This window comes from Pseudomonas sp. 31 R 17, assembly GCF_900004915.1.
Classification (GTDB): Bacteria; Pseudomonadota; Gammaproteobacteria; order Pseudomonadales; family Pseudomonadaceae; genus Aquipseudomonas; species Aquipseudomonas orientalis_A.
The window spans coordinates 74,082-90,808 of the sequence record NZ_CVTN01000078.1 but is presented as its reverse complement, the minus strand read 5'-3'; the positions used below and the strand labels follow the sequence as shown (position 1 = coordinate 90,808).

Sequence of the window (16,727 nt, the reverse complement as noted above, 5' to 3'; positions counted from 1 at the left end):
TATGCGCCACTGCAGAAGCCTCTTCGAACGCCTTGAGCCCGACGCCTGCGCCAGTGTGTGCCGCGTGACGTCCGTCGCCGCGCATTTGACGAAAATGCTCAGCACCCGCGCAGGCAGTGTCCAGACATTGCCGGATTACGGCTTGCCTGATCTCAATGATATGCGGCTCAGCCTGCACGAATCCCTGACGCAGTCGCGGCTGCTGATCGAGCGCTTCATCCAGGCCTACGAGCCTCGGCTGGTGAATGTACGCGTCAGGGTGCTGCCCCGCGTGTACGAAACGTTGGCATTGGCATTTGCCATTGACGCCGGACTGCTCATTGACGGTGGCACCCAATCTGTCGTGTTCCATGCGCGTCTGGCGGATGCAGGGCAAGTGGAGGTCTGCGCAGATGGCCTTTAACCGTTATTTTCAAAGCGAACTCAGTGCCCTGCGGCAACTCGGGCGGCGCTTCTCCGAGCGCAACCCGGCCCTGGCACCGTTTCTCGCCGAGTCCGGTGAGGACCCGGATGTGGAGCGTCTGCTGGAGGGCTTTGCATTCCTGACCGCGCGCCTGCGTCAGAAGCTGGATGACGAGCTGCCTGAGCTGACGCATTCCTTGATGCATCTGTTATGGCCCAACTACATGCGGCCGATGCCTGCCATGAGCATCCTGCAATTTGACCCGTTGAAGTGCGCCGGCCCCAGTGTTCGAGTGGCACGGGATACCGCCGTGGAAAGCCTGCCGATCAAAGGCGAACGTTGCCGTTTCAAAACCTGCTATGCCACCGAGGTCATGCCGTTGCAACTGCGTAGCCTGGACTACACCTGCCAGGGCGCAGTGGACTGGTTGGACCTGCGCCTGACCATGAGCGCAGCGGGCAATTTCAGTGCGTTGGCATTCGATTCGTTGCGCCTGCACCTGGCCGGAGACCGCTCTGTCAGCCAAGGCCTGTACCTGGGCCTGTTGCGTCATCTGCACAGCATTGAGCTGCAGTTGTTGGACCAGGACGGTTCGCCGGTCAACGGAATCGATGATCAGCCTGCCACGCTACGGCTCAGCGCCGGCCAGGTCCGGCCGGTGGGTTTCGCAGAGGAACACGCGCTGATTCCCTACCCGCAAAACACCTTTTGTGGTTATCGCCACCTGCAGGAGTATTTCACGTTTCCCGAGAAGTACCTGTTTGTCGATATCGAAGGGTTGGCTGCCCTCCATCGGTTTCCCCAGGAGGTGCTCAAACAGGCGCACGGCATGCTGTTGCGCTTCGAGCTACGCGGCCAGGGCCGTGCGCTTGGGCGTCCCACCCTGGACAACGTGAAGCTGTACTGCACGCCGATCGTCAACCTGTTCAATCACGATGCGATACCCATTCGGCTGGACGGAAAACAGGACGAATACCTCCTGTTGCCCGGGGAGTACTCCCCGGCGAATGCCGGTGTGTTTTCGGTTGATCGTGTTACAGGATGGCGCCCCGGTGGCCTGGGGCATCAGACGTACGTGCCCTTTGAGTCGTTCGAGCATGACGGCGACCTGCAGACTACGGGGGCGCCCCCCAGCTTCAGCATTCGTCAACGGCCTTCGGTACAGCATGACGGGCCGGCTACCTGGATAAGGTTTGACGGCCGCCGCGAGCAGGGCCCGGAAACCCTGTCAATCGAGCTGACATGTACCAATGCCGGGCTGCCGCGACAGTTGCGGGCCGGTGAAATCAACCAGCCCGGCGAGCACACCCCGGAGTCGTTGACGTTTGGCAATATCTGCGCGCCGACCGCGAGTTTTGCGCCGCCGCTGGACCAGGATTATCTCTGGAAGCTGATCAGCAACATGTCGCTCAACTATCTGTCGTTGACCGATATCAACGCGCTGAAGGTGATTCTCGAAACCTACGACCTGCCGCGCTATCACGATCGACAGGCGCTGAACATCAGCCGGAAAAAGCTGGGCGCGCTGCGCTCGATCCAGCATGAAGCGGTTGACCGCTTGCACCGTGGCCTGCCGATTCGCGGATTGCGGGTGGACCTGACGGTGGACCCCCTGGGGTTTGCCGGCCAGGGCGATCTGTTTGTGTTCGCTTCGGTTCTCAATCAGTTCTTTGCGCTGTACGCCAGCCTCAATTCCTATCACGAGTTGCGAGTTATCAGCACACAAGGAGACGTGTACCTATGGCCGTTCCAGATGGGTCAGCAACCCCTGCTTTGACTCGGCTTTGCCGTGTTATCCGCGAATACACGCTGTTCCAGGCGGTGGTGCAGGTGGTCGCGCGCTTACGCCAAGCCCATCCACGGCTGGATGAGGATGCGCTGTACGACCTGCTGGAGTTCCAGGCCAATCCGGGCCTGGGGTTTGCGACACACGATATTGACCGCGTGGAGTTTTTCATGGACCACGAGACGTTGCGGGCGCGCCTGCGCATCAATGTACTGGGGCTGTTCGGCGCCGGTTCACCATTGCCCGCGTTTTACGCTGAGCAGGCATTGGCGGAACGCGCGGGTGGCAATCCCACACGGGATTTCCTCGACATATTCCACCACCGATTGCACCGCCTGATGTTACCGATCTGGCGCAAATACCGTTACCCGGCCTGTTTCCAACAGGGCGCCAGTGATGGGTTTTCGCAGCAGATGTTTGCGCTGATCGGCCTCGGCAGCCACGCGATACGGGGTGCCTCGCGTCTCGATTGCAAGCGCTTGTTGCCTTACCTCGGGCTTCTGAGCCTGCGAACGCACTCGGCTGCGCTGATCGAGACCGTCCTGCGGTATTACTTCAAACATGCCTCGGTTTTCATCGAACAGTGGGTCGAGCGCACCGTGGACGTTGCGCCGTCGCAGTGCAATGACTTGGGCCGCGCCAACTGTGAGCTTGGCCAGGACCTGGTGCTGGGGCGCCGGATCGCTGACCGCAGCGGCAAGTTCAGGGTGCATATCACGGCGTTGGGTTGGCAGCGCTTTCACGATTTTCTCCCCACGGGAACGGCGCATGCCCCGGCGTGTTCGCTGGTGCGTCTGACCGCGCCGGACGCGCTGCAATTTGACCTGCGTCTGGTGCTGGCGCCCGGCGAAATCCGGGCGCTGCACATCGGCGCCGACAATGTGTGCCGCCTGGGTTGGACCAGTTGGCTGGAGCATGAACGAGCCGAGGGTGCGATCACACTCGCCGGGCATTTTCATTAAGGATCGATGAGCATGATTAATGTGGACCTGCAACAACTGATCCGCACGTTGACGGACCAGACCCGCCGTGACCTGACGCGTGCCGCCGAGCGCTGCATGACGAGAGGCGGCCATGAAGTGTTAGTGGAGGATCTGCTCCTGGCCTTGCTCGAGCATCCCGCCGGGCTGATGGCCAGGGCGTTGTCCGATGCCGGCGTTGCCGTGGGCGAACTGCAGGCGGCCTTGCAGCCCAGGAGTGAGCAGAGTGCTACACGCAACCCGGTATTCGCCCAGGCCTTGGTGCTGTGGTTACAACAAGCGCTGGTCATTGCTCACGCGCAATTGGGTCAACGTTTCGTCGATCACGGCGCGCTGTTGCTGGCACTTTTACAGCACCCGCTGGAACATGCGGGCAGCGGGTATTACGCCGTGCTCAGCCGCCTGGACACGGGCAGGCTGCAGGATTTCCTGAAGAGCCGGCCCTGCGAGAATCAGCCGATTGCCAACGAGTCGCTGTTGCAGCGCTTTACCCAGGACCTCACCCGGCAGGCTCGTGAGGGCCGGATAGACCCCGTGCTGTGTCGTGAGCGTGAAATACGCCAGTTGATCGATATTCTGCTGCGGCGGCGTAAGAACAACCCGATTCTGGTGGGGGAGGCCGGGGTGGGGAAAACGGCAATCGTCGAAGGACTTGCGTTGCAGATCGTCGCATTGCAAGTGCCCGAGGCCCTTAAAGCAGTGCGCGTGCTGGCCCTTGATATGGGCCTTCTGCAAGCAGGGGCCGGCCTCAAGGGCGAGTTCGAGCGACGTCTCAAAGGGGTAATTGATGAAGTGAACGCATCGCCGCAGCCGGTGATCCTGTTTATCGATGAAGCCCATACCCTGGTTGGCGCCGGCGGCCAGCCGGGAGGCCTGGACGCCGCCAACCTGCTCAAGCCGGCGCTGGCTCGCGGCGCACTGCGTACGATTGCCGCCACCACCTGGTCGGAATACAAGCGCTACATCGAAAAGGACCCGGCCCTGGCGCGGCGCTTCCAGCCGGTACTGGTCGAGGAACCCGGTGTCGAACAGGCGGTAACGATTCTGCGGGGACTGGTGCCTGTCTATGAAGCGAGTCATGGCGTGTATGTGCGTGATGATGCAGTGGTCGCGGCCGCTCGCATGAGCGCACGCTATCTTGCAGGCCGACAGCTGCCGGACAAGGCAGTTGACGTGCTGGACACCGCCTGTGCCAGTGTTCGCGCGCGTCAGGCCATGCCGCCACAGGCATTGCAGGCGGTACGCGCCGAACTGATCGAGGGTCAGCGGCAGGCGCGGGCGCTGGGTCGAGACGCCGAACTCGGTTTGCCGGTGGACACACAGGCCTTGCTGGCGTTGAAGCTGCGCCTGGAAACCCTCGAGCACGAGTGCCTGGCACTTGAGCGGCAATGGCTTGAGCTGGGTGAGCAACCGTTGGCCAAACCTGAGGTGTGCCCGCGTGGCATAGCGCACGTCATCAGCGCGTGGACCGGTATTCCCACTGAGCAGCTGGCTTTCGAACCCAATGAAAAAGTCCTGGGTTTTGCCGAGGCTTTGCGCGCGCGCGTGCTCGGGCAGGAACACGCCGTGCAGGCCCTGGATCGTGCCTTGCGCGCGGTCGCTGCCGGGATCGACAAGGTCGATGCGCCTGTCGGGGTGTTTCTGCTGGTGGGGCCAAGCGGCGTCGGCAAGACCGAAACGGCACTGGCGCTGGCCGATCTCTTGTACGGCGGTGAGCAGTTCGTCACCACGATCAATATGTCGGAATACCAGGAGATACACGCGCTTTCCCGACTGATCGGCGCGCCACCGGGTTATGTCGGTTATGGCGAGGGCGGCGTATTGACCGAAGCCGTACGCCAGCGTCCCTATTCGGTGGTGCTGCTCGACGAGGTGGAGAAAGCCGACCCGCAGGTTTTGAACCTGTTTTACCAGGTCTTCGACAAAGGCCGTGCCAATGATGGCGAAGGGCGGGAAATCGACTTTCGCAATACCGTGCTGCTGATGACGTCCAACCTGGCAAGCGACTGTATCAACGCGCTTTGCGCAGACGGTCAACGACCTGATCCCCAGGTGCTGCAAGACGCGATCTACCCGGTACTGCGTGCCCACTTCAAGCCCGCCTTGCTCGCCCGCATGCGTGTCGTACCGTACTACCCGATTGGGGAAAAGGTGCTGCACGAGGTGGCCGCACTCAAACTGGCGAGCCTTGGCCAGCGGCTGCAGCAACGCCAACTGGCGTTCACCTGGTCGCCGGGATTGGTTGCGCACATGGCCGAGCGTTGCGCTGATGGTGACAGCGGTGCGCGGTACATCGACCAGTGGATCGAGCGGCATTTGTTGCCGCAGATGGTGGATGGCCTGCTCGGCGCCATGGCCGCGGACGCACCGCTTGCCTCGGTGCATGCCCGATTGGATGACAACGGCCAGCCCGTCTGTGAGTTCAGCCAATGACCGAAAAAAGCCTTGAGCAACTGCCTGACCCGCTTGCCCATGCCAGCGCCATGCTCGACTGGTTCACACGAATCGGCCTGGACACTGACGTCGCTTCATTGCCCGGTGTGTGCGTTTCGGCAGCGGCCCACATGAGCGGCTGTGAACTGAGCCAGTTGTACCGGCTCGATGAAGAAACCGGCCGGCTCGATCTGATCGCCCAGCACCTGAGCGCGACACCCTCGCTGGTGGTTGCGGCTGCAGCTATCGATCTGCGGCAGGTGCCGTTGCTGCGCGACACCGTGAACCAGGGCGTTGCCGTCCATGTGAATGACGGGCAGCACAGCCCCTACGACACGACTTTCTTGCCAGTGCTCGCGTCACCCTGGCGCGCCCTGTTGAGTGTGCCGCTGTTCAACCGCCTCAACGCAGTCGCGGGCGTGCTGCTATGCGCCGCTCAACGCCCGGCGCCGTTACAGGGGTACGGGTGCTCGCTGGGCCGGTTCGGCAGCTTCGCCTTGCACCAATTGGCCCTGTTGCGCAGCCTGCGGTGGGTGCCGGCTGTTGCACCGCAAGGGCCCGAAAAGTCGCTGGCCGACACTTATGGCCTGATTGGCGGCAGCACAGCAATGGCGCAGACCTGCCAATTGATCGGCAAGGTGCTGCATACCCCTTATACCGTCCTGCTGCGGGGCGAAACCGGTACCGGCAAGGAAGTGGTGGCTCGGGCCATCCACCTGGCAGGGCCGCGCGCGGCCAAGGCATTTGTGGTGCAGAACTGCGCAGCGTTCCCGGAAGGCTTGCTGGAGAGTGAGCTGTTCGGCTACCGAAAAGGCGCGTTCACCGGTGCCGAGCGCAACTATGCCGGGCTGTTCGACGCCGCGCATGGCGGCACGCTACTACTGGATGAAATCGGCGACATGCCGCTGTCCCTGCAAGCAAAGCTATTGCGGGTATTGCAGGAAGGCGAGGTTCGCCCATTGGGCGCCAGTGCCGCGCACAAGGTTGATGTGCGCATCATCGCGGCCACCCACCGCGACCTGGCTGCAATGGTCACCGCAGGAAGCTTTCGCGAAGACCTTTATTACCGGCTTGCCCAGTTCCCCATCCAGTTGCCGGCCTTGCGTGAGCGGGATGGAGATGTGCTGCAACTGGCACGGCATTTCGCCGCCAAAGCGTGCGCAAGCCTGGGGAGGGCGCCTGTGCAGTGGTCCAATATCGCCCTTGATCAACTGTCGAGTCATCCCTTTCCCGGCAACGTGCGTGAACTCAAGTGCCTGGTGGAGCGAGCCGTGCTGTTGTGTGACGACAACGTGATTCTGCCGGTGCACCTGTCGCTGCCCCAGGCGGTGGCGAGCGCCGTTGATGATGTAACGCTGCGCCAGCGTATGGAGCGGGTAGAGCGGGTGTTCCTGCTCGATTGCCTGCATAAGAATCGTGGCAACCGAACCCGTACCGCACGGGAACTGGGGGTTGCACGGCGCACGCTGCTGTACCGGCTTGCGCGCTTGAACATTGCCTGCGGCGATGCCGGCGTGCCTATTCACCGAGGAGAAACCTGATGCTTGATCGTCCCCGACACTTCGTCGTGCTTGTGCTGTGTCTGCTCGGCGGTTGTAACGCCAACTACGTATTCGATGACGCCCAATACCGGCCTTTGGGTGAGCCTCAGGCGGTCATCCGTGGCCGCTGAACAGAGGAGGGAGCCTGACCATGCAACTCGTGTTTGAAGTCAGTGAGGCCGCAGGCGCCAGTTCGGCGTCCACGGTGCGCAAGGTTTTTGACGGCGTCGGCGGCGTGATTGGCCGTGGCTCCGGCTGTGACTGGGTAATCCACGATCCCAGTCGCTTGCTCTCCAGCCACCATGCCCTGGTGGGGTGCCGGGAAGGACGTTACTTTCTCACCGATATCAGCAGCAACGGTATCGGCATGCCAGGCAGTGGCGAACGACTGCGCAAGGGGCAGGCGCGCTTGATCGAGGATGGCGATGTGTTCGAACTGGGCATGTTGTCTGTACGCGCGCGGTTGATGGAACCCGCTCAACCCTTCGACGAGCAGCCGATCAGCACGGGGGCACCGATTCCCGATGACGCGTTCCTGGGGCTGGACCCGTTGCAGGCGCTGGACCTCGAGCACCAGCGGCATAATGCCTCGGATGAGCTGGCGGCGTTGAGTACAGGTGTTGGCGAACTCGGCGCGTGGGCGGATCGGTATGCCGCAGACCGTGAACATGTCGCGATACCGCGCCGGGTCGAGCCCGTCAGAGAGATGCCGGCGGTTGAGCCGGTCGCGATGGCAGCCTCGCCCGACGAGGTCTTCTGGATCGCGTTCGCAGCCGCGCTTGGGCTGGACCTGGGCAGGCTTGACAGCGCTGCCCGAGAAGCGCTGGCAATCAAGGTGGCGCGCTTGTTTCGGCTGGAGGTCGAACGGCTGCAAAGCAGCCTGCGCACCTGTGAGCAATTGCAGGGCGAACTGGCAACGCTGCCTGCCGACGCGTTGCGCACCGCCCACAACCCCTTGCACAGCTGTATCGATACCGACGCGGCGTTAACCGCGATATTGGACATGGCGCAAGTGGCCCCGTTGTCTGGCGAACAGGCGATCGCCCAGGCGCACCGGGCGCTGCAAGTGCATCAAGTCGCGTTGCTGAGTGCCTGTCGAAGTGCGTTGCGTAACGCTCGTGCCGCTTTTGCTCCAGGCCATTTACTGGCCTGCGCCGAATTTCAGGAAGCAGCCCCCCGATGGAGTTCTGACGGCGCGCGCTGGCGGGCATACCTGCGTCACTACCGGCGCCTGGTGGCGGATGGGCAGTTCGACGAACGACCGCTGGGCAGCGACTTCGCCAGGGCCTATGAGGAACAGGTGCGCCTGATCTCAACCCTGCACAACGATTATCCAGGATGACGTTCATGTATCGAGCCGCGCTCACATCGCTGTCGCTCATGCTCGGCCTGTTGGCTGGCTGCAGCGCCCTATCGCCGTTCTCGACGTTGACCAAACTGGACCTGGTACTGAGCGCCAATGAGCGCGTCAACCCGGATCTTCAGGGTCGACCCTCGCCGGTCGTGCTGCAGTTGATTGAACTGCGCCATGGCGTTGCCTTTGAGAATGCCGACTTCTTCAGCCTGTATGACAACGCCGAGCAGGTTTTGCCGAAGGACTGGGTGAGCAGTGAGGAAGTTGAACTGCGCCCGGGCGATAGACAGGCACTCAAGTTGAGGGTCGAGCCAAACAGTCATTTTGTCGGCGTTCTGGCGGCCTATCGCGACTTGCCGCACGTTCAGTGGCGACTGCTCGTTCCGCTCACCGCCCGGCAATTGAACCGTGCCGAGCTGGTGCTGGACCAGGACGGAATCCGGCTTGCCGACCCGCGTTCCGACAAGGAGGTGCAGTGATATGCACGCACATAAAGTCATATGGCAGGAAGGCATGCTGTTGCGGCCACAGCACTTGCAGCACAACGACCGGCATTACCAGCAACAGCTCAACCAGACGCGTCTGCTGGGCCCTGATGCCTGGGGATTCCTCACGCTGGAGTTCGATGTGCAGTACCTCAACCTGGGCAAGCTGGTGGTCACTCAAGCCAGCGGTGTGTTGCCGGACGGCACTCTGTTCGACCACGGTACCGCCATGGAACCGCTGGTATTACAGGTGCCCGCCAATGCCGGGGAACAAGCCGTTTACCTGGCGCTGTTACTGGCGACCGACAATCAGATTGAAGCCCGTCAACCGGAGCAGGGCGATGTCCTGGCGCGCTACCTCAGCTGTGAAGTGGAGGTGGGCGACTCGAATGCCGGGACCGGCTCGCGTTGTCTGATTCACTGCGCGCGGCCTGACCTGCGTCTCCTGCTGGGTGAGCGGCAGCGGGAACAGGGTTACGTCACACTCAAGGTTGCACAGGTGCTGGAGTCTACCGACGCGCGGGGCGTGCGCCTGGACGCGGAGTTCGTGCCTACGTTCATGTTTATGCAGGACCGCGGGTATGTCGCTTCTTGTCTCAAGGAGGTGGTCGGCTTGCTGGCGTCGCGGGGCGATGCCATCGCCGCGCGGATCAGGGGGGAGAGCACCGCCGCCGGCACTCAGGTGGGCGATTTTCTGATGCTGCAAGTCATCAATCGTACCGAGCTTGCGCTGCGTCACTGCTTGAGCCAGGCCCGGGTTCGCCCTGAAACGGTGTTTGCTGCACTGCTGGCCCTGCTCGGCGAGTTATCAACGTTCGCCAGCGATAGCAGGCGCGCTGAGCTGGACGTGCAGTACCGGCACGCCGACCAGGGGGCAAGCTTCCGTGGGCTGATGGACGCGGTGCGTGGGGTGCTGTCGGTCGTGCTGGAACAACACTCTATCGAGTTGACGTTGCAACAACGTCAGTACGGCGTACTGGTTTGCCCGGTAAGCGACTTGAAATTGCTGGGCACTGCGACGTTCATCCTGGCGGCCTCCGCGCAGTCTGATTCGGAGCAATTACGCCAACGCCTGCCAGCGCATCTGAAAATCGGCCCCGTTGAGCGCATACGCGAGCTGGTCAACCTGCATCTGGCGGGGATCAAGGTCAAGCCACTGCCCGTAGCGCCGCGCCAGATTCCGTTTCATGCCGGCAAGACGTATTTCATGCTGGACATGAGTGCCCGCGACATCGCACAGCTGCAGCAGTCGGGTGGGTTCGCGTTCCATGTGGGGGGCGAATTCTCCGGGCTTGAGTTGACCTTTTGGGCCATCAGGAATTGAACGCTATGGACAGTGAATATTCGCAGGATGAAAAGACCGTCCTGCTCGACCGCGACGGCCCTGGGCCCGCACAAGGGCCACTCACGCAGTTCCCTTCGCCGCCACGCTACGAACAGTTACAGGATCGGATGATCTATGCGAGCCAGGCATTGGACGCACACAGCTTCACGACAACGCTCAACCCGTTGGTAGTCGCGGCTTGGGAGCTATTGTCGCAAGTGGTCCGGCTCAAGGGCTGCTCCGGTCGTGAAAACCTCGTCACGGTCAACGATCGATTGTCATCAGCGGTGACTCAATTCGAAACCCGTGCGCTGCAGGGAGGTGTTGAAAACGCTCAGGTCATGTCTGCGCGCTACGTGTTGTGCAGCCTGATTGACGAGGCCGTCGTCACCACGGCGTGGGGCGCCCGAAGCGACTGGTCGAAGATGAGTCTGTTGAGCCGCTTTCACCACGAGACGTTTGGCGGCGAGAAGGTCTTCCAGTTGCTCGAACGCCTGGCGCGTGACCCGATAAAAAACGTGGCGATGCTTGAGTTGGGGTACCTGTGCCTGTCCCTGGGGTTCGAAGGAAAGTTTCGCGTGATGGAGCGGGGGATGCTGCATCTGGAGGCCGTTCGCGATGGCCTGTATCGACAGATCCGGCAGGTGCGTGGCAACCCGTCGTCGGCGCCGGTCTTGCCGGCCGGGCAGGGGCGCGCGCGAAGCAGGCGCATACGCGTCATCCCTGCTCGCTGGTGTGTTGCCTTCACGCTGTGCTGTTTGCTCGCGATGTACGCGGGCTTCTGCTGGGTGTTGGAGCGAGAAAGGGCGAACGCGCTGCAGCCTCTTCAACTTTCGGCGTCGGAGCTTACCCGGACGCCCTTGTAAAAAAACGCAGGGAGCAATGAATGAACGCATTTTTCAAGGGCGTGGGCGCCGTGCTGGGCAGAGTCTGGGTTTGGAGCCTGATACTGGTGCTTTGCTGCGCTGTGCTGGTGTGGTGTGTCGGGCCACTGCTGGCTGTGGACGACCACCGGTTCTGGCAGGGCGCGACTGCCCGCCTGGTCACCATCAGCGTTTTGTTACTGCTGTGGGGATTGGCGATGGTCATGGCGGATGGGCGACGCGCCGCCGCACGCGAAACGCCGGATTCGCCCGCGAGTCAACCTGCGCTGGCGGCGGTGGAGGAGGAGCGCAAGTACGTCCATGGCCGTTTCAGGGAAGCGCTGCACCGGTTGAAAACGTCCCCTCGCTATGCAGAGCGTAATGCGCGCTGGCGCTATGACTTGCCCTGGTATTTGGTGATCGGTGAACCCCGCAGTGGCAAGACCCGGCTGTTGGAAGCCGCCGGGTTGCGGTCACCGCTCGATCAGATGGACACGGGCAGCAGCGCACAGTGTGACTGGTACTTTGCCGACGACGCTGTGCTCATCGACACGCCAGGGCGCTATCTGCTTCAACCCGACCGTTCGGTGGATGTCGCCGGCTGGACCACACTGTTGAACAGGCTGAGGTGGCGGCACCGAGTGCGTCCGCTCAACGGCGTGGTGGTGACGCTCTCGGCGGACAGCCTTCTGAACGCTAACGAGCACGACCTGGAGCAATCGGCACGCCACGTGCGTTCACGCCTGCAGGAGATCCAGCAGGTGCTGCATGTGGATGTACCTGTCTACCTGGTGTTGACCCAGGCTGATCGACTGTCGGGGTTCACCGAGTACTTCGACTCACCCTCGGCGGACGATGTCGACGCGGTGCTGGGCCAGCCGCTGGAGGCTGACAAGGCGGGCAATGACATGACCCGGGTTCGCCAGGCGTTCGAGCAGTTGCTGCAACGTTTGCACACTGAATTGATCGAGCGATTGCACCAGGAACGCGATGTCGAGCGTCGCAGGCAGATGCTTGAGCTTCCCCGGCAGGCGGCGCGAATGGGCGAGCAGTTGTGCCTGTTCATCGAGTGGGTGTTCGGTGCCCATCGCGACCAGCGCAGCAACGGTTTCCGCGGGTTCTACCTGACCAGTGCCAGTGACAGGCGCAGCTATTTCGTGCAGGGGCTGTTCAGTCGGGTGATTTTTGCCGAGGCGGATCTGGCCGCGTTGCAGAGCCGCGAGCGACAGCGCATCTGGCGGCGCAACGGCTTGCTGGGGAGTGCCGCTGCGCTGGTTCTGGCGTGTGCCGGTGGGCTGTGGATGCACAGTTACGCGATCAACCAGCAGCGTTTGGCTCGGATCGCTGCACTCAGCGCACCCGTTGCCCCGGGTAGCGATGAAACCTTGACGACTCTGGCGCTGCTGGACGCGCGCTGGGCGGCAACCCGGGTGTTTCCCCCCGCAGGCGACACTGCGCTGATTGAGCGTGCCGGCCTGTATCAAGGCGAGGTCAGCCGTCCATGGGTGACGCGCGCCTATGAGCAGGCGTTGCAGCAGCGACTGCTGGGCCGCACCGCGGCCCTGCTGGAAGAGCAGGTACGCGCCAGCCTCGGCGACAGGGAACGCCTGCTCGACAACCTGCGTGCGTACCTGATGCTCAATCTGCGCGAGCGGCGTGATACCGCGTGGCTGGCGCAGCATATGACGAGCTATTGGTCGCTGCGGTTTGCCGGTGATATGCCGGTACAGACGCGCCTGAATGAACATTGGGCGCGACTGCTCGAACAGCCGTTTTCAGCACCGCTCAATGACGAGCTGGTGGCCCAGGCGCGTGCCGCGCTGCGGGGAGAGTCATTGGCCGATGTGGTGTATCGAGTGCTGCGCGAACAATCGCGCGACCTGGAGCCGTTGCGTCTGGCCGAGGGCAAGGTATTTGCGGCCATCGAGCCCTCTGTTCCCGGCTTCTACACCAAAAGGTATGTGCAGTATTTCGAGACCCAGGGCCCCAGGCTGGTGAACGCCATCGCCCAGGATAATTGGGTCCTGGGGGAAGGCACTGACTTGAGCGCCGAGGATTTGCGCCGTCTGATGACCGAACTGCAACAGCGCTACTTCAGCGAATACGCCCAGGCCTGGAGTGGCGTGCTCGGGCGTGTCAGGCTGTTGCCAACCGACAGCCTTCGCGGGGATGCCGAACGGCTCGCGGGGCTGACCTCGGCGCAATCGCCGGTACTGCTGTTATTGCAGCAGCTTCGTGAGAACACCCGTTTACTGCCTGGCCTGGAGTTGCCGACCACCGCGGCCCAGCCGGCAGGTGCGTTGGGCGCCATTGCCAAGGCCGCGTCGGCGCAGGGGCAGGCAAGCCTGGGCGACTCGGCGCGCCGGGCGTTGCAGCGGCGGTTTGAACCGCTGCATCAATTGCTGGACGAGCAGCAGAATCCCGGCGCCGAGCTGGCCCGGGGGTTGGGCCTGCTCGACCAATTGCACCTGCAATTGGCGGCGCTGAACCGTGAGGGTTCGCCTGAGCAGGCGGCTTTTTTACGGGCAAAGCGGCGCATGGACGGCCAGCAGGACGTGCTGGGCGAATTGCGTGAAACGGCCGCCCGTCTGCCGCTTCCGCTGGCAGGGTGGTTCGAAGGGATTGCCGAAGAAACCTGGCGCCATGTGCTGGACCAGGCCTACGCCCACGTCAATCAGCACTACCAGAGCGAGGTGCAGGGTCTTTACGCCAGGACGATTCGCCAACGGTATCCGTTCACTGCCCACGCCACGAGTGATGTGGCCCTTGAGGATTTTCGCGAGTTTTTCAAACCCCAGGGTGTCCTGGCGCGTTTTTACGAGGCGTACCTGCGTTCTTTTGTCAGCGCCGATGGCACGCGCTACCGGTTACGCGGACTGGACGGGCAGGGTTTACCCATCTCGCGCTCGCTGCTGGATCAACTGACGAAAGCCCAGCTTATCCGGCGTGGCTTCTTCACCGAGGAGCAGGGCGAGCTGGCCGTGCGTTTTACCCTGGCGCCCTACAGTCTGGATCAGTCGGTCAACCGCGCGACTTTGCGCTTGGGTGGACAGCAGCTGGAATACCGGCACGGCCCGATCATCCCCATGGCGTTTCGCTGGCCCATCGAAGCGGACAACGGTCGTGCCAGCCTCGTGCTGGAGAGAGGCGCCGAACTGCGGCCCCTGGGTATCGAGAAGAACACCGGCGCCTGGTCGTTGTTCCGGTTTTTCGACCTGCTGCACCGAGAGCCGGCCACCGGCGGCAACGCGCAGATCGTCAAGGCCGACCTGGCCGGGCTGCGCGCCCATTACCTGCTGGCGAGCCAGCGAACACCCAGCCCATTTGAAATGGACACGTGGCGCACCTTTCGCCTGCCGGAGCAACTGTGAGCCCCACATGGCGCAGTGCCGGGCGTACACAGCGCGGGCAATCACGGCCGCGTAATGAGGATGCCTTGCTCGATTGCCCTCAGCTGGGCTGTTGGGCCGTGGCGGACGGCATGGGCGGGCACCGGCACGGCGATGTCGCCAGCCAGTGGGTGATCGGCAGCCTGGCTGCGTTGCCCGCGCGGGGCAGTCTTGATCAGCGGGTCGATGCGGTCCGGCAGAGCTTGCAGGGTGTCAATCAGCGGCTGGCGAATGCGCGGCAGGCGCCAGGGGCATCCGGCAATGCCGTGACAGGCAGCACGGTGGTGACGCTATTGCTGGAGCACGGGCGTGCGGCGTGTGTGTGGGCGGGGGACAGCCGCTGTTATTTGTGGCGCGAGCAGACCCTGTACCAGCTGTCCCGGGATCATTCGCTGTTGCAGCGTCTTATGGACGAGCGTCGGCTGAGTGCAACCCAGGCTCGCGCTCACCCTGATGCCAGAGCCTTGACCCGTGCGGTTGGCGGGCACTCGCCCTTGCGGTTGGAGGTGCTGGAGCTCAGGACCCGCCCCGGCGATGTATTTTTACTGTGCAGCGATGGTCTCTACCAGGCCCTCAGCCATGCCGAACTGGGCCGGGCGTTGAGCGCGGGCGGGCCGCGACAGGTCGTGGACAGATTGTTCGCCAGCGCGCTGCACACTCCGGCGCGCGACGACCTGACCGCCGTGGTGGTGCAGTCATGAAGACAGGATCGACTCCGGTGTTGCTGGTCGGGCGCTACCACCTTGAGCACGTCTTGGGCCGGGGTGGAATGGGCGTGGTGTACCGCGCGCGCGATCTGTTGCAGGAGCAGTTCGGCGAACCTTGTTCGGGTGTGGCGCTCAAGCTGCTGGACGAGTCTTTATCGGCGTGCCCGGATGCCCATGTATTGCTGCACAGCGAGTTTGCGTTGTCTCGTCGCCTGCGCCACGAACACGTAGTGAGGATGTATTCGTTTGAGGTCGATACCTGCAGCCAGATCGCGTTTTTCACCATGGAGCTGCTGCATGGCATGACGCTTGACCGCTTGCTGCTGGAATGTCCCGACGGACTGCCCTGGTCCGAACTGCAACCGATTGCCCTGCAACTGCTGGATGCGTTGGCTTACGCCCATCAACACAACGTGCTGCATGGCGATATCAAACCGGCCAATGTCATCGTGGGAGAAGAGGGCGTGCGCCTGTTCGATTTCGGCCTGGGGCAGTCCATTGTGCAAACCACGGCGGACTTGCCGAGTGTGAGTCGCAGCCGCTTGAATGCCTGGACTCGCGCCTATGCAGCGCCTGAGTTACTCGCCGGTGGCACGTTGACGCCCGCGGCCGACCTGTATGGCGTGGCGTGTGTTCTGTATGAGCTGGCCCAGGGGCGTCGCCGTGACGATCACCCCCCGGGCCACACACTGTCACGGCCCAGGCAGTGGCCCCGGCGTTGCTGGCCGGCACTGCACACCGCGTTGGCAGCGGACCCGCAACGGCGGACCCTGACGGTGGCCGAATTGCGCGAGGCCATCGGTTGCAAGCGGCCTCGCTGGTACGGCTGGCCGCCGCGTCAGCCGCTCAAGTCATGCAGTTGGCAGTAGTCGGCCCAGCTCATGCCGGCCATCTGTGCGACTTCCTTATGCACCTCAAGGCGCTGGGCTTCGAAGGCTTCGCTGTTTTCGGTCGTCAGCTTGAGGGTCAGCTCCCAGGCGAACAGGCCTTCGCGCTCGGCCTGCGCCTCGAATGCTTCGTATAGACGTTCGGTACGATACTGCGCCACGCTTTCCCCCCTGGCTTGGGCGGCCAGGGGGTTGAGGCTGTCCAGCTCGGCGGCCACGTCCGGGTGTTCGCGCAGGAACCGGTCCAGTGCGCGTTGATAGTTATCGCCAGGTGCCGACAACGCCAGGCCCTCAGTGAGAGGGATGGGTGTCGACGTCGGGCGCGTGCCGACCGACGTGACGCCGAGCGCGCTTGCGCGACCTGCGCTGGATCCAGCGCTGCACCGGTGCCAATAAAAAGAACATCAGGTAGGCGACGAGCACCAACGCCAGGTCTATCCAGGTTTCCGCGACGGGCCCGGTAAACAGTTCGATGACATTCTTGATCACAAATAACAGCACCACACTGCACGACCACAACAGGATGGTGACGAACAGAGGACGCATGGGGCTGGACTGCTTATCGTGCATGGTAA

The 16,727-nt window shown here is 62.8% G+C and carries 15 protein-coding genes; 13 read left to right on the top strand and 2 right to left on the bottom strand.

The genetic code is table 11. From position 1 onward, the window contains the following. Position 1 precedes the first annotated feature (1 nt). From tssE to BFP89_RS21305, 13 genes are read left to right on the top strand one after another with little or no spacing between them, the layout of a single operon-like run. Positions 2 to 403, top strand: coding sequence for a type VI secretion system baseplate subunit TssE (gene tssE / locus BFP89_RS21365; RefSeq protein WP_065887446.1), 402 nt, complete (start codon positions 2 to 4; stop codon positions 401 to 403). After that, complete coding sequence (gene tssF, locus BFP89_RS21360; RefSeq protein WP_065887445.1) at positions 393 to 2,180, top strand: type VI secretion system baseplate subunit TssF; 1,788 nt, start codon at positions 393 to 395, stop codon at positions 2,178 to 2,180. Before tssE ends, tssF begins: the two co-directional genes overlap by 11 nt. Then, a complete protein-coding gene (tssG, locus tag BFP89_RS21355; RefSeq protein WP_065887444.1) occupies positions 2,144 to 3,151 on the top strand; it encodes a type VI secretion system baseplate subunit TssG in 1,008 nt (335 codons plus the stop codon). The genes tssF and tssG overlap by 37 nt, the downstream gene beginning before the upstream one ends. Positions 3,152 to 3,163: 12 nt before the next feature. After that, positions 3,164 to 5,602, top strand: coding sequence for an AAA family ATPase (locus tag BFP89_RS21350; protein ID WP_065887443.1), 2,439 nt, complete (start codon positions 3,164 to 3,166; stop codon positions 5,600 to 5,602). Beyond that, the gene (locus BFP89_RS21345; protein WP_065887442.1) at positions 5,599 to 7,143 is read left to right on the top strand and encodes a sigma-54 interaction domain-containing protein; all 1,545 of its coding nucleotides are present in this window, start codon (positions 5,599 to 5,601) and stop codon (positions 7,141 to 7,143) included. The genes BFP89_RS21350 and BFP89_RS21345 overlap by 4 nt, the downstream gene beginning before the upstream one ends. Further along, on the top strand, positions 7,143 to 7,274 hold the full coding sequence (locus BFP89_RS21340) for a type VI secretion protein (protein WP_065887441.1): 132 nt from the start codon (positions 7,143 to 7,145) through the stop codon (positions 7,272 to 7,274). The genes BFP89_RS21345 and BFP89_RS21340 overlap by 1 nt, the downstream gene beginning before the upstream one ends. A gap of 20 nt (positions 7,275 to 7,294) precedes the next feature. Beyond that, a complete protein-coding gene (gene tagH / locus BFP89_RS21335) occupies positions 7,295 to 8,485 on the top strand; it encodes a type VI secretion system-associated FHA domain protein TagH (protein WP_065887440.1) in 1,191 nt (396 codons plus the stop codon). Between the two features lie 5 nt (positions 8,486 to 8,490). After that, positions 8,491 to 8,976: a type VI secretion system lipoprotein TssJ gene (tssJ, locus tag BFP89_RS21330; protein ID WP_065887439.1), complete on the top strand. Its 486-nt coding sequence runs from the start codon at positions 8,491 to 8,493 to the stop codon at positions 8,974 to 8,976. 1 nt (position 8,977) lies between these two features. Beyond that, complete coding sequence (gene tssK / locus BFP89_RS21325; protein WP_065887438.1) at positions 8,978 to 10,306, top strand: type VI secretion system baseplate subunit TssK; 1,329 nt, start codon at positions 8,978 to 8,980, stop codon at positions 10,304 to 10,306. A 5-nt stretch (positions 10,307 to 10,311) separates the two neighbouring features. Beyond that, positions 10,312 to 11,172, top strand: coding sequence for a type IVB secretion system protein IcmH/DotU (gene icmH / locus BFP89_RS21320; protein WP_065887437.1), 861 nt, complete (start codon positions 10,312 to 10,314; stop codon positions 11,170 to 11,172). Between the two features lie 20 nt (positions 11,173 to 11,192). Beyond that, a complete protein-coding gene (gene tssM / locus BFP89_RS21315) occupies positions 11,193 to 14,540 on the top strand; it encodes a type VI secretion system membrane subunit TssM (protein ID WP_065887436.1) in 3,348 nt (1,115 codons plus the stop codon). Continuing rightward, complete coding sequence (locus BFP89_RS21310; RefSeq protein WP_065887435.1) at positions 14,537 to 15,259, top strand: PP2C family protein-serine/threonine phosphatase; 723 nt, start codon at positions 14,537 to 14,539, stop codon at positions 15,257 to 15,259. The genes tssM and BFP89_RS21310 overlap by 4 nt, the downstream gene beginning before the upstream one ends. Further along, positions 15,256 to 16,134: a serine/threonine-protein kinase gene (locus BFP89_RS21305; protein WP_065887434.1), complete on the top strand. Its 879-nt coding sequence runs from the start codon at positions 15,256 to 15,258 to the stop codon at positions 16,132 to 16,134. The genes BFP89_RS21310 and BFP89_RS21305 overlap by 4 nt, the downstream gene beginning before the upstream one ends. On the opposite strand, the gene BFP89_RS21300 is transcribed toward BFP89_RS21305, so the two are convergent. Together BFP89_RS21300 and BFP89_RS21295 are read right to left on the bottom strand one after the other, a co-directional pair. Further along, a complete protein-coding gene (locus BFP89_RS21300; protein WP_065887433.1) occupies positions 16,104 to 16,433 on the bottom strand; it encodes a DUF6388 family protein in 330 nt (109 codons plus the stop codon). The genes BFP89_RS21305 and BFP89_RS21300 overlap by 31 nt on opposite strands. 10 nt (positions 16,434 to 16,443) lie before the next feature. Beyond that, a complete protein-coding gene (locus BFP89_RS21295; protein WP_065887432.1) occupies positions 16,444 to 16,722 on the bottom strand; it encodes a hypothetical protein in 279 nt (92 codons plus the stop codon). Positions 16,723 to 16,727: the final 5 nt, after the last annotated feature.

Excerpts from the sequence above, each read along its gene's own strand:
- tssE (WP_065887446.1), top strand. The coding sequence starts at position 2 with ATGCGCCACTGCAGAAGCCTCTTCGAACGCCTTGAGCCCGACGCCTGC.
- tssF (WP_065887445.1), top strand. The coding sequence starts at position 393 with ATGGCCTTTAACCGTTATTTTCAAAGCGAACTCAGTGCCCTGCGGCAA.
- tssG (WP_065887444.1), top strand. The coding sequence starts at position 2,144 with ATGGCCGTTCCAGATGGGTCAGCAACCCCTGCTTTGACTCGGCTTTGC.
- BFP89_RS21350 (WP_065887443.1), top strand. The coding sequence starts at position 3,164 with ATGATTAATGTGGACCTGCAACAACTGATCCGCACGTTGACGGACCAG.
- BFP89_RS21345 (WP_065887442.1), top strand. The coding sequence starts at position 5,599 with ATGACCGAAAAAAGCCTTGAGCAACTGCCTGACCCGCTTGCCCATGCC.
- BFP89_RS21340 (WP_065887441.1), top strand. The coding sequence starts at position 7,143 with ATGCTTGATCGTCCCCGACACTTCGTCGTGCTTGTGCTGTGTCTGCTC.
- tagH (WP_065887440.1), top strand. The coding sequence starts at position 7,295 with ATGCAACTCGTGTTTGAAGTCAGTGAGGCCGCAGGCGCCAGTTCGGCG.
- tssJ (WP_065887439.1), top strand. The coding sequence starts at position 8,491 with ATGTATCGAGCCGCGCTCACATCGCTGTCGCTCATGCTCGGCCTGTTG.
- tssK (WP_065887438.1), top strand. The coding sequence starts at position 8,978 with ATGCACGCACATAAAGTCATATGGCAGGAAGGCATGCTGTTGCGGCCA.
- icmH (WP_065887437.1), top strand. The coding sequence starts at position 10,312 with ATGGACAGTGAATATTCGCAGGATGAAAAGACCGTCCTGCTCGACCGC.
- tssM (WP_065887436.1), top strand. The coding sequence starts at position 11,193 with ATGAACGCATTTTTCAAGGGCGTGGGCGCCGTGCTGGGCAGAGTCTGG.
- BFP89_RS21305 (WP_065887434.1), top strand. The coding sequence starts at position 15,256 with ATGAAGACAGGATCGACTCCGGTGTTGCTGGTCGGGCGCTACCACCTT.
- BFP89_RS21295 (WP_065887432.1), bottom strand. The coding sequence starts at position 16,722 with ATGCACGATAAGCAGTCCAGCCCCATGCGTCCTCTGTTCGTCACCATC.